At 65.4% G+C, this 13,912-nt stretch carries 10 protein-coding genes; 2 read left to right on the top strand and 8 right to left on the bottom strand.

Annotated features, from left to right (window positions below; translation table 11 throughout):
• Nucleotides 1–50: 50 nt before the first annotated feature.
• The 7 genes from ybaK to L879_RS0118140 form a co-directional block, all read right to left on the bottom strand.
• Entirely contained in the window at nucleotides 51–521 is a 471-nt protein-coding gene (gene ybaK, locus L879_RS0118170) for a Cys-tRNA(Pro) deacylase (protein ID WP_027317337.1), read from the bottom strand.
• A 30-nt stretch (nucleotides 522–551) separates the two neighbouring features.
• The gene (locus L879_RS0118165; RefSeq protein ID WP_027317336.1) at nucleotides 552–1,151 is read right to left on the bottom strand and encodes an urease accessory protein UreE; all 600 of its coding nucleotides are present in this window, start codon (nucleotides 1,149–1,151) and stop codon (nucleotides 552–554) included.
• Nucleotides 1,152–1,225: 74 nt separating this feature from the next.
• A complete protein-coding gene (locus tag L879_RS0118160; protein ID WP_027317335.1) occupies nucleotides 1,226–1,711 on the bottom strand; it encodes a nucleoside deaminase in 486 nt (161 codons plus the stop codon).
• A 6-nt stretch (nucleotides 1,712–1,717) separates the two neighbouring features.
• Nucleotides 1,718–2,683, bottom strand: a complete 966-nt coding sequence (gene xdhC / locus L879_RS0118155) for a xanthine dehydrogenase accessory protein XdhC (protein ID WP_027317334.1) — start codon at nucleotides 2,681–2,683, stop codon at nucleotides 1,718–1,720.
• The gene (xdhB, locus tag L879_RS0118150; RefSeq protein ID WP_027317333.1) at nucleotides 2,680–5,010 is read right to left on the bottom strand and encodes a xanthine dehydrogenase molybdopterin binding subunit; all 2,331 of its coding nucleotides are present in this window, start codon (nucleotides 5,008–5,010) and stop codon (nucleotides 2,680–2,682) included. Before xdhB ends, xdhC begins: the two co-directional genes overlap by 4 nt.
• A 4-nt stretch (nucleotides 5,011–5,014) precedes the next feature.
• Nucleotides 5,015–6,496: a xanthine dehydrogenase small subunit gene (xdhA, locus tag L879_RS0118145; RefSeq protein WP_035460161.1), complete on the bottom strand. Its 1,482-nt coding sequence runs from the start codon at nucleotides 6,494–6,496 to the stop codon at nucleotides 5,015–5,017.
• A 123-nt stretch (nucleotides 6,497–6,619) separates the two neighbouring features.
• Nucleotides 6,620–7,060, bottom strand: a complete 441-nt coding sequence (locus L879_RS0118140; RefSeq protein ID WP_027317331.1) for a VOC family protein — start codon at nucleotides 7,058–7,060, stop codon at nucleotides 6,620–6,622.
• A gap of 194 nt (nucleotides 7,061–7,254) precedes the next feature.
• Between L879_RS0118140 and pepN the strand changes: the two genes are divergently transcribed.
• Together pepN and L879_RS22275 are read left to right on the top strand one after the other, a co-directional pair.
• A complete protein-coding gene (gene pepN, locus L879_RS0118135; protein WP_027317330.1) occupies nucleotides 7,255–9,906 on the top strand; it encodes an aminopeptidase N in 2,652 nt (883 codons plus the stop codon).
• A gap of 191 nt (nucleotides 9,907–10,097) precedes the next feature.
• Nucleotides 10,098–12,425 carry a sensor histidine kinase gene (locus L879_RS22275; RefSeq protein WP_035460158.1) on the top strand — a complete coding sequence of 776 codons (2,328 nt, stop codon included), beginning with the start codon at nucleotides 10,098–10,100 and terminating at the stop codon, nucleotides 12,423–12,425.
• 501 nt (nucleotides 12,426–12,926) lie between these two features.
• Here the strand turns inward: L879_RS22275 and L879_RS22270 are convergent.
• Nucleotides 12,927–13,912 (bottom strand): calcium-binding protein (locus L879_RS22270; RefSeq protein WP_161634684.1); only part of this gene is annotated, 986 nt, incomplete at its 5' end.

The raw sequence follows: 13,912 nt of genomic DNA, 5'->3' as shown, positions 1-13,912 counted from the left end.
TTCAAGGCAAATCGGCGTGGGCAAGCCAGCGGAGGTGTAGAGCACGCCCCTCAAATCACCCCCGCCACCTTCGCGCCCAGAACCTCGGCCGCTGCGCGGGGATCGAGCTTCACCTGCAGGCCGCGCTGGCCGCCGTTCATGAAGACCTCACCATGAGCAAAGGCCGATTGCTCCAGCACGGTGGGCACGCGCTTCTTCTGGCCGAAGGGACTGATGCCGCCGACGTGGTAGCCGGTGATGCGCTCCGCGTCCGCAGGCTTCATCATCTGGGCGGCCTTGCCGCCGAGAGCGGCGGCAAGCTTCTTCAGGTTCACTTCCTGGTCGGAGGGCAGGATCACGCAGGCCGGCTTGTTGTCAACCAGCACCATCAGCGTCTTGAGCACGCTCGACGGATCGGCCCCCATGGCCTCCGCCGCCTGCAGGCCGATGCGCTCCGCATTCGGATCGTACTCATAGGCGTGAACCGTGAAGGTCACGCCGGCCTGCTGCAGGGCCTGGGTTGCGCGGGTGGTCTTGGACATGCTTGTCGGGCGGTCGGGCGCCGGGCCCGGTCAATGACCGTGCTTGTGCCCATGATGATGGCCGCAACCGCAGCCCGAGCCATGCTCATGGTGGTGATGATCGTGCTTGTGCTCATGGGCATGATCGTGGCCGTGGGCGTGCGCGTGATCATGGCCGTGCGCGTGGTCATGACCATGATGGTGCCCGTGGTCGTGATCGCAGACATGGGCGCTGCGCTCGGGCCGGAAGGGGCGCTCCACGGGGGTGACGGTGCAGCCCTGCCCGCGCGCCAGCTCCGCCAGGGCGGGATTGTTTTCGATATAGAGAGCATCGCCCGCGATCTCGGCGAGGCCGTGGTTGCTGCCGAGATGCCAGGCGAGGCGCGTGAGGCGAAGGGGGTTCTCGGCCCTCACCTCCAGCAGGGATTCAGGCTTGGCCTTCACCTGGACGAGCCGCCCGTCCTCGAGCCGCAGGGCATCGCCGTCGTTGATGGTGGTTTCCATGTCGAGATCGAGCAGGATCTCCGTTCCGCCCTCGCCTTGAAGCGCGCCCTGGCGGCGGCTGCGGGCCGCATGGTCGAGGGTGATGGTGTCGACGACGCGGTCGGCCTTCACGGCGGGCTTGCGGACGATGGTGGTGACGCGGGGCATGGGCGGTCTCGGTCTGTGATCGGATGAAGCTCAGATAGGAAGCGCGGCCGGGCAAGGCTATCCCGGCCTGCGCATTAATACGCGATCTTGTCGTCCTTGTCCGCCCAGGCATCGAACACGGCCTTGGCCTCCAGGCTCGGCAGGTGGTCCATGGGGATGATCCGCTCGGAGATGGGCTTGGGGATTTCGTCATAGATCAGGCTGTCGTCGAACCCGATCTGCGCCGCATCCTGGCGGGTATTGGCGAAGACGATGCGCCCCACCCGCGCCCAATAGGCGGAGGACAGGCACATGGGGCACGGCTCGCAGCTCGTATAGAGGGTCGCGCCCTCCAGGGAGAAGTCGCCGACGGCCTGGCAGGCGCGCCGGATCGCCGTGACCTCGGCATGGGCCGTAGGGTCGTTGGACGAGGTCACCTGGTTCCAGCCCTCGGCCAGAACCTGGCCGTCGCGCACGATCACGGCGCCGAACGGCCCCCCGGCCCCCTGCTCCATATGAAGGCGGGACAATTCGATGGCGCGCGCCAGATGGCGCTGATCTTCGGTCTTCACTGTGCTCATGGGTGCTTATGTATCGTTTGTATCGGCGGGAGGCGAGAGGTTTCGGCCGAGGGAGGCCCGTTCGCGGAGCTGCAGCAACTGCGCGGTCACGGAAGCGGCGATGACCGCCGGGTCCTTGTCCGCGATGCCGGGGATCCCGATGGGGCACACGAGAGCGCGGATTCTCGCCTCGTCCACCCCCGTCTCCCGGAACCGTTTCTCGAACCGCGCCCGCTTCGTGGCGCTGCCGATGAGGCCCACATAAGGAAAATCCCGCTTCAGGGCCGCCGCCGTGATCGCCATGTCGAGGGGATGATCGTGGGTCATGACGAGGACGAAGGAACCGGGGTCCGCCGCGGCGATCTCGGCCTCGGGATCCCACAGGCGCACCGCATGCGCATTCGAGGGGATGTGGGACGGAAAGGCGCCCTCCCGGTCGTCGAGCCATCGGACGGCGAAGGGCAGCGGAGCCAGCGCCAGCACGAGCGCGCGGGCCACATGGCCCGCCCCGAAGAGAAGAACGGGCGTGAGCCGCTCGCCATGGGTTTCGCGCCAGCCGGTCCAGCGGTCGTCGCCGACGGCCGAGGAGAACTCGCGTTTCACGCGGCCCTCCTCAAGGCGGCACTCGACCTCGAACAAGCCGCCCGCCGCCTCCGCCTCGACGAGCGGGGCGAGCGCCTCCATGTCGCGCCGGTCGAAGGTCTCGATCAGGATCTTCACGCGCCCGCCGCAGCACTGGCCGAGATCCGGCCCGAGCGCCTGATCGACGATCCGCGCGGGCCTGAGCCCTGAATCCAGCATCTCCCGGGCGATATCGAGCATACGGAATTCGAGCTGGCCGCCGCCGATGGTGCCATGGAACGCGCCGTCGGGACGCACGACCATATGCGCGCCGGCCTCACGGGGAGCGGAACCTTTCACGTCATGCACGGTGATGAGGGCGGCGCTGCCGTGCCGCGCTATGAAATCGGTGAGTTGGCGCCAGACCCTCACCCCATCGGCCTCCCACGAAGCGCTTCGCAGGCGCGCAAGATGGCCTCGGGCGTCGCGGGGGCGTTGAGCGGCACGGGCTTCGACGGATCGAGCGCATGGATCGCATCGGCCAGCGCGCAGAACACGCTGTTCGCGAGCATGATCGGCGGCTCGCCCACGGCCTTGGAGCGGTAGACCGTCTCCTCGCGGTTGGCATTGGGATAGAGCGCCACGTTGAAGGCGGCGGGCACGTCGGAGGCGACCGGGATCTTGTAGGTGGAAGGCGCGTGCGTGAGCAGGCGTCCGTCCTTGCCGAAAACAAGCTCCTCCGTGGTGAGCCAGCCCATACCCTGCACGAAGCCGCCCTCGATCTGGCCGACATCGATGGCCGGGTTCAAGGAGCGTCCGACATCGTGAAGGATGTCGGCGCGCAGCAAACGGTTCTCGCCAGTGAGCGTGTCGACGATGACTTCCGAGCACGCAGCGCCGTAGGCGAAGTAGAAGAAGGGCCGTCCCGTCGCCTTCTCGCGGTCCCAGGTGATCTTCGGCGTCTTGTAATGCCCGGCCTCCGAAAGCTGAACGCGGGCGAAGATACATTTCTTCACAAGCTCGTCGAAAGAGACGCTTTCGTTGCCGATGAACACGCGATCGTCACGAAATACGATCTGCTCCTCCGGGACGCCATAGGCCTCTGACGCGTAAGCCGTCATCCGCTTCCTGATCGCACCCGCCGCGATCTTCGCCGCCATGCCGTTGAGATCGGAGCCGGAGGACGCTGCCGTCGGCGACGTGTTCGGCACCTTAGCGGTCGTGGTCGCGGTGATGCGCACACGCTCCATGGCGATGCCGAACTCCTCGGCAACCACCTGCGCTACCTTGATGTAGAGCCCCTGCCCCATCTCGGTGCCGCCGTGGTTCAGATGCACGGAACCGTCCTGGTACACATGCACCAGCGCTCCGGCCTGGTTCATATGCGTGAGCGTGAAGCTGATGCCGAACTTCACGGGGGTCAGCGCAAGGCCGCGCTTCATGATCGGCGAGGAGGCGTTGAAGGCCGCAATCTCCTCGCGGCGCGCGCGGTAGTTCGCGGTTTCCTCGAGCGTGCGCACGAGATTGAGAAGCGTGTCGGTTTCCTCGACCTCCATGCCGTAGGGCGTGAGGTTCTCTCCCGGCCGGTAGAAATTGGCATAGCGCACGTCGAGCGGATCGCGCCCCGTCGCCCAGGCGATCCGGTCCATCACGTGCTCGACCGCGAGCATGCCCTGCGGGCCGCCGAAACCGCGGAAGGCGGTGTTCGACACCGTATTGGTCTTCAACCGTTTCGAGGCGATGCGGACGGCAGGCATCCAATAGGCGTTGTCCGCGTGGAACATGGCCCGGTCCACCACGCCGCCGGAGAGATCCGCCGAATAGCCGCAGCGGGCGAGAAGATCGATGGCGTAGCCCTGGATGCGGCCTTCGTCGTCGAAGCCCACCGCCCAGTCGCAGCGGAAATCGTGCCGCTTGCCGGTGAGGATGAAGTCGTCGTCGCGGTCGAGGCGCAGCTTGCAGGGTCTGCCCGTCACGCGCGCGGCGAGCGCCGCGGTCACGGCCCATTGCGTCGCCTGGCTCTCCTTGCCGCCGAAGCCGCCGCCCATGCGGCGGGTCTCGCAGGTCACGTAGGCATCGGGAATGTCGAGCACGCGGGCGACCACATGCTGCACCTCCGTGGGATGCTGAGTCGAGGAATAGACATGGATGTCCCCGTCCTCGCCCGGGATCGCCAGGGCGATCTGCCCTTCGAGATAGAAGTGCTCCTGCCCGCCGACACGAAACTGCCCTTCCAGTTTCTTCGGCGCCTGCGCGATGGCGGCCTGCGGATCGCCACGGCCGTACGCATAATCGGGCAGCACCGTTTCCGAGCGCTCCAGCGCATCCTCGACGGTGATGCTGGGCGTCTCGGCCTCGATCTCCACGACCGCCATTCGCGCGGCGCGGCGCGCCACGTCGCGATCCGTGGCGACCACCGCGAAGAGCGCCTGCCCCAGGAAGCTGACTTCGTTCTCGACGAAGAGCGGATCGTCCCCGAAGGCGGGAGACACGTCGTTCTTGCCAGGAATGTCGGCGGCTGTCAGCACCGCCACGACGCCGGGCACGGCGCGCACGGCGGAGACATCGAGGGAGATGAGGCGGCCGCGCGCTTTCGGAGACTGGCCGATGGCCACGTGAAGCGTGCCTTCGGGCTCACGGATATCGTCGATATACTGCGCAGATCCTTGGACGTGCTTGAAGCCGGAATCGTGCGGCAGCGGCTGGCGGACATGGCGGAGCGTCTCCGTTTCCACCGTCGGCTTGGCGTTTGCGTTCATGGCCTTACTCCGCCGCCTGCCGCGCATCGCGCCGGCCCACGAGACGCGTCGCACGGGTCTCGCCCGACGCGGTTTCGCTCAAGGCCTTGAAGACGAGATTGCGCGCGACCGTCGCACGGTAGGCGGCCGATGCGCGATGGTCGTCGAGGGGCTGGTAATCGCGGGCGACGGCCGCCATGGCCTCGCCCCAGCGCGAAGGCTCATCGAGCGAGAGGCCCGCAAGCGCCTTCTCGGTCTCCGGGGCGCGCTTGGGCGTTGCCGCCATTCCGCCGAAGGCGACGCGGGCTTCCGCAATGCGTCGGCCGTCGAGGGTGAACTTGAACGCGCCCATCGCCGCCGAGATGTCCTCGTCGAACCGCTTCGAGATCTTGTAGGCGCGGAAGATGTCGTGCGCCTTCAGCTTCGGCACCGCGATGCGCCGCACGAACTCGCCGGGCAGGCGGTCCTGCTTGCGATAGGCAATGAAGAAGTTTTCCAGCGGCATCCTGCGCGTGGCTTCACCCTGGCGCAGTTCGAGCTCGGCCCCCAGGGCAATCAGCGCCGGGGCGAGATCGCCGATGGGCGAGCCGTTGGCGATGTTGCCTCCGACGGTGCCGGAGGCGCGCACCTGCGCCGATCCGAAGCGACGCAGGAGTTCGCCCAGATCGGGATCGATCCGCGCGAGGGACGGATGAACCTCTGCATGGGTCGTCATCGCGCCGATGCCGAGCCTGTCCGAGGATTCCTCGATCAGATCGAGACCGGCCACGCGCCCGAGCCAGATCACCTTCTCGATCTCGGCCATGCCTTTGGTGATCCACAATCCCACATCGGTGCAGCCGGCGACGAGCGTGGCATCGGGATGCCGTGCATAAAGCGCGGCGAGAGCATCCTCGCTGGCGGGAGCTGCGAAGAAACAGGTCTCATCGCCGATGAAGACATCTCGACCATCGGACAGCTCCATGAGCTCCCGGAAGGTCCGATCGTTGAGCGCGGTGAAGGTGTCGTTCGGCTCATCGCCGCAGGCCTGGAGCGCCGCGTCCACGATGGGCCTGTAGCCGGTGCAGCGGCAGAGATTGCCGGCGAGCGCATCGTTGACCGTCTCGCGGCTCACGGGCCTCTCGCCCCCATGATAGAGCGTGAAGAGGCTCATCACGATGCCGGGCGTGCAGAAGCCGCATTGCGAGCCATGGGCCGCCACCATGGCGGATTGAACCGGATGCAGGTCGCCCTGGGACGCCAGGTCCTCGATCGTGACGAGTTCCGCGCCGTCGATCTGGCCCAGCAGCAGGATGCAGGCATTGACGGGCTCGTAATGCACGCGCCCGCCTCTTGCCCGGCCCAGGGCCACGGTGCAGGCGCCGCAATCGCCTTCCGCGCAACCCTCTTTGGTGCCGACGCGCCGCTCCTGAAGCCTCAAGTAGTCCAGGAGCGTGGTGCGCGGATGGAAACCGGAAACCTCGACGGCTCGTCCCTGCCGCCAGAAGCGGATTCTGTCTCGTACCACAATGTTCCTCCGCCGGTTGCGCCCGGCTTTGTTATGGTGGGCCGGGTAGAATGACGGAGCAAGACGGTTTCGCCAAGGGGCACGCCGCCGAAGACGCGGGATATCCGGTGAGGAGGCTCGCGCCTACCAGGTGCCGGTGTTGGGCATGGAGGCCCAGGGCTCCTGCACGGGCTTGGGCTCGCCGCGCTGAAGCAACTCGATGGAGATGTTGTCGGGTGTCTTGACGAAGGCCATGTAGCCGTCGCGCGGCGGCCTGTTGATGGTAACGCCTGCCTCCATCAGCTTGCGGCAGGTTTCGTAGATATCGTCCACCCGGTAAGCGAGATGGCCGAAATTGCGGCCGCCCGCATATTCATGCTCGTCCCAGTTGTAGGTGAGCTCCAGGAGCGGCGCCTTGGTGTCCCTGGCCTTCTCCACATCGCCGGGGGCCGCCAGGAAAACCAGGGTGAAGCGGCCCTTCTCGTTCTCGGTCCTGCGGACCTCCACGAGGCCGAACTTGTTGCAGAAGAAGTCGAGGGATTGCTCGAGGTTCGAGACGCGAACCATCGTGTGCAGGTATTCCATGATCGTCTCCTTTCGGTCGGATTAGGTCATGACCGATTTCACAGAGAGATCAAGGGGCTCCATTTTCTTGCGCGGAAAAAGCCTTGGATTTGGCCAAGATCAAGTGACTTTTAAGGGAACCTGCTCCAAGCAGGCTGGCGGTCTCGTCCCTGGGCCCTAACTTGAACGTTACTGAGTTTCACAACGAGCAGCTGATGCGCACCGATACAACTCCGATCGTCCGCCTTGAAGACTACCGGCCCAGCGACTTTCTGATCGACCACCTCGAACTCGACGTCAGGCTCCATCCGACACAGACGCGGGTCGTCGCCACGCTCAGGATGAGGCCCAACCCGGAGGGACGCCCGGATGCCCCCCTCGTGCTCGACGGCGACGAGCTGAACCTGAAGGCCGTGTCCCTGGACGGAAGGATCCTGACCGGGGAGGAGTTCGATGCGTCTCCTCAATCCCTGAAGATCGCCCAGGCTCCGCGACAGCCCTTCACGCTGACGATCGAGACCGAGATCGACCCCACGGCGAATACCAAGCTCATGGGCCTCTACCGCTCGGGCGGCAATTACTGCACGCAATGCGAGGCCGAAGGTTTCCGGCGCATCACCTATTTCCTCGACCGACCCGATATTCTGTCCGTCTACACCACCCGCATCGAGGCGGAACGCAGCGAAGCCCCCGTTCTTCTGGGCAACGGCAATCCCGTCGAGAGCGGCCCGGTCGAGGGCACCGACCGACATTACGCGGTCTGGCACGACCCGCATCCCAAGCCCTCCTATCTCTTTGCGCTCGTGGGAGGATCCCTCGGCCGCGTCGGCAAGACCTTCACGACCATGAGCGGCCGCAAGGTCGAACTCGCCGTCTATGTGGAGCCGGGCAAGGAGGATCGTGCCGATTACGCTCTCGATGCTCTCGAACGCTCCATGCGCTGGGACGAGCGGGTCTTCGGGCGCGAGTACGATCTCGACGTGTTCAATATCGTCGCCGTCTCCGACTTCAACATGGGCGCGATGGAGAACAAGGGCCTCAACATCTTCAACGACAAATACGTGCTGGCGAGCCCGGAGACCGCGACCGATCAGGATTACGCGAACATCGAAGCGATCATCGCGCACGAATATTTCCACAACTGGTCCGGCAATCGCGTGACCTGCCGCGACTGGTTCCAGCTTTGCCTCAAGGAAGGCCTGACGGTCTTCCGCGACCAGGAGTTCTCGTCGGACGAGCGCTCCCGTCCCGTGCATCGAATCGCTGAGGTCAAGACGCTGCGGGCGCGGCAATTCCTCGAGGATGCGAGTCCTCTCGCCCACCCCGTCCGCCCGAGCCAGTATCGCGAGATCAACAACTTCTACACCGCCACCGTCTACGAGAAGGGTGCCGAGATCGTGCGCATGCTCAAGACGATCATCGGCGACGACGATTTCCGGCGCGGCATGGATCTCTATTTCGACCGCTGCGACGGCACGGCAGCGACGGTGGAGGATTTCCTGGCGGCCTTTACGGACGTGACCGGCCGCGACCTGACCCAGTTCGCCCGCTGGTACGAACAGTCCGGAACGCCGCGCGTCGCCGTGAAGGGACATTACGACGAGGCGGCGCAGACCTATCGCCTCGACTTCACGCAGAACACTCCTCCGACGCCGGGACAGCCGACGAAGGAAGCGATGGCGATTCCCGTCGCGCTCGGTCTCGTGTCGCATGACGGGTCGCCGCTTGGGGCTGCCTGCGATCGCGTGGACGCGCGGGGGGTCTTCCTGTTCGACGAGCCTGCCGACAGCATCACCTTCACGAACGTCCCCGCCCTGCCGGTTCCATCCCTGTTCAGGGGCTTCTCGGCTCCGGTGAAGCTCTCCCTCGATCTGCCCAACGAAGAGCTGCTCGTCCTGCTGCGGCATGACACGGACTCGTTCAACCGCTGGCAGGCGGCGCAGACCGTTGCGATGCGGCTGCTCGCCGCCCTCTCGACGGGGGCGCAAAAGCTCGACGAGGAGATCGACGCCTTCTCGGAAGCCCTGTGCGCGTTCATGGATTCGGACGCCCTTGCCGATCCGGCCTTCGCGGCGCTCGTCCTAACGCTCCCGAGCGAAGCGGATGTGGCGCAGGACATCGGCAAGGATGTCGACCCCGATGCGATTCACCGCGCGCGCACCGACATGCGCCGGCGCATCGGCAAGGCCTCGTCGCAGCGCCTGCACGGGCTCTACGAGGCGCTCGCCGTTTCAGGATCTTACAGCCCGGATGCGGAAAGCGCCGGGCGGCGCTCCCTGCGCAATGCCTGTCTCGACCTGCTTGCCGCCGCCGACCGGAGCATGGGCGAAACGCTCGCGGTGACGCAGTTCGAAACCGCAAGCAACATGACGGACCGACTCGCATCGCTGAGCGTGCTCACGACCCTGCCGGGCGCGGCGCGCGAGGAGACCCTGTCCCGCTTCGGCGAGCGCTACCGCAACGAGCCTCTGGTGCTCGACAAGTGGTTCGCATTGCAGGCCGCCATTCCGGAGGATGGAACGCTCGAACGGGTCACGCGCCTGATGGAGCATCCCGGCTTCTCGATCGCCAATCCCAACCGCGTGCGTTCGTTGATCGGCAGCTTCGCCATGCTGAATCAGGTTCAGTTCAACCGCACCGACGGAGCGGGTTATCGCTTCCTCGCATCCATCGTGCTGCGCGCGGACGCGCTCAATCCACAACTCGCGGCCCGGCTGCTGACCGCTTTCAGCACGTGGCGGATGATGGAAGGCACCCGTCGCAGGCATGCCGAAGAAGCCCTGCAATCGATTGCACAAAAGCCCAATCTTTCCCGCGACGTAGGCGACATCGTGAGTCGCACGCTCGACCAGGGACAAGCGAAATAACCTCTTTGTTTGAAGAGGTTACCGGGTTTTCCGGGATTTCCCCAAGGGAATGCAGGATAGGAAATTTTTTATTAACCTAGGGGTTCTACCAACTAGACAAATCACCCGCTCAAGATTCTATTGTTAGTGATTCGGAGAGATGCGGCACGTCCTCCGAAACAGGACGACAATGGTTCCGGAGGAAGCATCGCATGGCGGGGGCGGTGACCGCATGCGTACCCGCACGTGCGGGTACGATTCTAGGGGTAACGCGATCTGACGCGAACCCTGCATATCGTCGGCTCGAACAATATGAGCCGCTGCTGCGACTGGCGGTTCCCGCTCTTCTGATCCTGTTCCTCATCACACTTGCAGGCAGCGCGTGGGTTCAGATCCGCGACGGCCGCAAGGACACGCTTTTCGACGCGATCAGCGACATCGACATCATCGCCTCGCTTGCCGCCGCGAAGCTCGGCCCTCTTCCGGCGCCGGCAGACCGTGCGCAGGCGAAGGCTCACCTGGAGCAGCTTGCGAAGGAGATGCCGCCGAGCGCCCTCACGCAGAGCCGCACGCTGATGCTGGTCGATCAGGCAGGCGCGATCCTGGCCGTGCATCCGTCGATGGAGGAGGCTCCGGCCAAACTCTCCGATATTCTCGGCGATGCGCAGCCGCTGATGCTCTTTGCGGATCGTGCAGGCGTCATGACGATCAAGCTGCCGGGGGATCTGGAAGGGATGGCGACGGTGCGCTCGCTTCCCGCCTCGTCCGGCCAGATCGCGCTCGTGCAGCCGATGCCGCACATTCTCTCCGGCTGGTGGTCGCGCACGATCGGCCATGTCTCCTTGCTCGGCGCCACGATCACGGTGCTTCTGGGCATCGGCGTGGCCTATGTCATGCAGGCGAATCGCGCCCGCGCCGCAGACGAAGTCTGCGAGAAGGTGCGCGACCGGATCGATTCCGCTCTCAATCGCGGACGCTGCGGCCTGTGGGATTGGGACATCGGCCGCGGACGGATCTACTGGTCCGATTCCATGTACGAGCTGCTCGGATACGAGCGGCAGGACGAGTTCCTCTCCTTCGGCGAAGTGAACGCCATGATCCACCCCGAGGATCAGGACCTCTTCACCCTCGCCGAGCAATTGGCTTCCGCCAGCACATCCCTCGTCGATTACGAGTTCCGTATCCGCAGCATCACGGGCGACTGGGTATGGCTGCGCGCCCGCGCCGAGCTGATGAACGATCCGGACGACGCCGCGAGCCATCTCGTCGGCATCGCCGTCGACGTGACCGAGCAGCGCGGCCTCGAAGAGAAGACCGCGAAAGCCGATGCGCGCCTGCACGACGCCATCGAGGCGATCTCCGAGGCGTTCGTGCTGTGGGACGCCAACAACAACCTCGTGCTTTGCAATTCCAAGTTCCAGAAGCTGCACGAGCTGCCGCCGGATGCCCAGCTTCAGGGCAAGTCCTATGCGGAAGTGATGGCACTGGGCCGTCCGCCGGAAGTGCAGCACCAGTTCCTGCGCCGCGAGCAGCAGGATGTGGGAGCGCGCACCTTCGAAGCGCGCCTGCAGGACGGTCGTTGGCTCCAGATCAACGAGCGGCGCACGAAGGATGGCGGCTACGTCTCCGTCGGCACGGACATCACCGCCCTCAAGCGCCACGAGCATCGCCTCGTGGAGTCCGAGAAGGAGCTCATCGCCACGGTTCTCGACCTCAAGCAATCGCGCCAGAAGCTCGAGGCGCAGACCCACCAGCTCGCCGATCTCGCCGAGCGCTATCTCGACCAGAAGGCTCAGGCCGAGAGCGCGAACCGCGCCAAGTCCGAGTTCCTGGCGAACATGAGCCATGAGCTGCGCACGCCGCTCAATGCGATCATCGGCTTCGCGGAAGTCATGCAAAGCGGCATCTTCGGCTCGCTCGGCTCCGAGAAGTACGAAGAATACTGCTCCGACATCCGCTCGAGCGGCGAGTATCTCCTCTCGGTCATCAACGACATTCTCGACATGTCCCGCATCGAGGCAGGACGCACGTCCCTGACCAAGCAGCCGATCGAGGTTCACGCCTCGATCCAGCGCGCGCTCAAACTGGTTGGCGAACAGACGAAGGCCAAGAACCTTTCGATCACCGTCGACGTCAGCCCGGAGGATATCGTGGTGCCCGCCGACGAGCGGGCTCTGCATCAGATCCTCGTCAACCTTCTCCAGAACGCCACGAAGTTCACGAGCGAGGGCGGCTGCATCACGGTGCGCACGCGCCAGGCCGGCAACGCCGTTAACATCTATGTCGAAGATAACGGCATTGGCATTCCGGCGCATGCCCTGCACAAGCTGGGCCAGCCTTTCGAGCAGGTGGAGACGGAGTTCTCGAAGAGCTACAAGGGTTCGGGGCTGGGCCTCGCCATCGCGCGTTCCCTCACCGAGCTCCACGGCGGCAACCTGCGCATCAAGAGCCAGGAAGGCGTCGGCACCATCGTGCTGGTTCACCTGCCGCTCACCGAGAACACCAGTGCCGAGATCGCTCTGGCCGACGCTGCGGCTTAGACTGCTCGACGAGAAGTGGATCCGGTTCGACGTTGAAAGCTGCAGCATGGCCAAGCCGCGTGTGTCGCATCGTTTCCATCCGGCATCGGTTGTGAAATCGACATCAGGCTGAATGCTTTACGCTTTTGCCCCGTTGAATCTTTCTCCGTAAAATCGCATCCCACTTTTGCGTTCGATGCATTCGGTGTGGGGCTTCCTTCCCCACAGAACCGGTTCCGGCTTTTGTGCTCGAGGCTGCATGCCGGACGGAGCGGCGAGAGTTGCCTCCCTTTCCACGGGATCATGCCTTTTGTTGCCGTACCGCCTTTCTAACGCTGCACCCGATCCACTTTGCCGAAAGTGCCCTGATAGAGGCCACTCCGCGCAGGATATGCCGAGCCCCGGCACAGGTACCGGCTGTCGCTTTCTCCACCCGCGCCTCGCCACGCAAGAAAGCCGGCCCTTGTGTGGGGCCGGCTTTTTTTGCGATGGCGTTCGGGTTTGGCTCCGCTCGGGCGGATGTCAGAGGGTATAGAGGCCGAAATTGGCGGCGGAGAGGGCGAGGCCCGCCTTGAGCTGGGCGAACTGCACCTGGGCCTGGCTGCCGCTGCCGTCGGCGTCGTAGAACAGCGCCCCCGTCGCGCTGTTGTAGACGATCCGCTGCGCCGTGGTCGTCGCCGCCGCCCCGATCGTGAACTGCGCCGCCTTGAGCACGCTGTTGAGGTAGGTCAGCCCCGCATCGGTCTCGTACAGCACCACGTCCGGGAAGGCCCGGAACAGGTGCGTCTCGAGCTCGATCCGGTCGCCTTCCGCCGCCGAGAAGTCGGTGAGCGTGTCGACCTGGCCCGCTCCCAGCCCGGCCTCGAACCGGAACACGTCCCGGCCGGCCCCGCCGGTCAGCACGTCCGCGCCCTCGCCGCCGACCAGCGTGTCGTGGTCCCACGCCCCGTCGAGGGTGTCGTTGCCGGCCCCGCCCAAGAGCTCGTCGTTGCCCGAGCCGCCGGACAGCGCGTTGGCCACCCCGTTGCCCTGCAGCATGTCGCCATAGACCGAGCCCACCAGCGCCTCGATGCTGCTGTAGCTGTCGCCCCGGGCCTCGCCGCTGTTGTAGCCGGTGTAGAACAGGCTCGCCCGCACGCCGGCGGCGGCATTCCAGTAGCTCACCGTGTCGAAGCCGTCGCCGCCGTCGAGCGTGTCGGCCCCGGCCCCGCCGACCAGGGTGTCGTTGCCGCCCAGGCCCGACAGGGCGTTGCCGTTGGCGGTGGCGTCGGCCACCAGCACGTCGCCATAGTTGGACCCCTGCAGCCCGCGGATGTCGATGTACACGTCGCCCGAAGCCTCGCCGGTATTGGCGAAGCGGTTGGCCAGGCTCGCGGTCACCCCGGCCGTGGCATTGGCATAGGAGGCCCAGTTGAAGCCCGCCCCGCCCTCGAGCGTGTCACCGCCGGCCCCGCCCTGCAGGATGTCGTCGGCGCCGAGGCCCTTGAGCCAGTTGGCGCCCGCATTGC

The sequence above is a fragment of the Microvirga flocculans ATCC BAA-817 genome (assembly GCF_000518665.1).
GTDB lineage: Bacteria > Pseudomonadota > Alphaproteobacteria > Rhizobiales > Beijerinckiaceae > Microvirga > Microvirga flocculans.
Note: the sequence above shows the minus strand (reverse complement) of the source record. Positions and strands in the feature narration are given on the sequence as shown.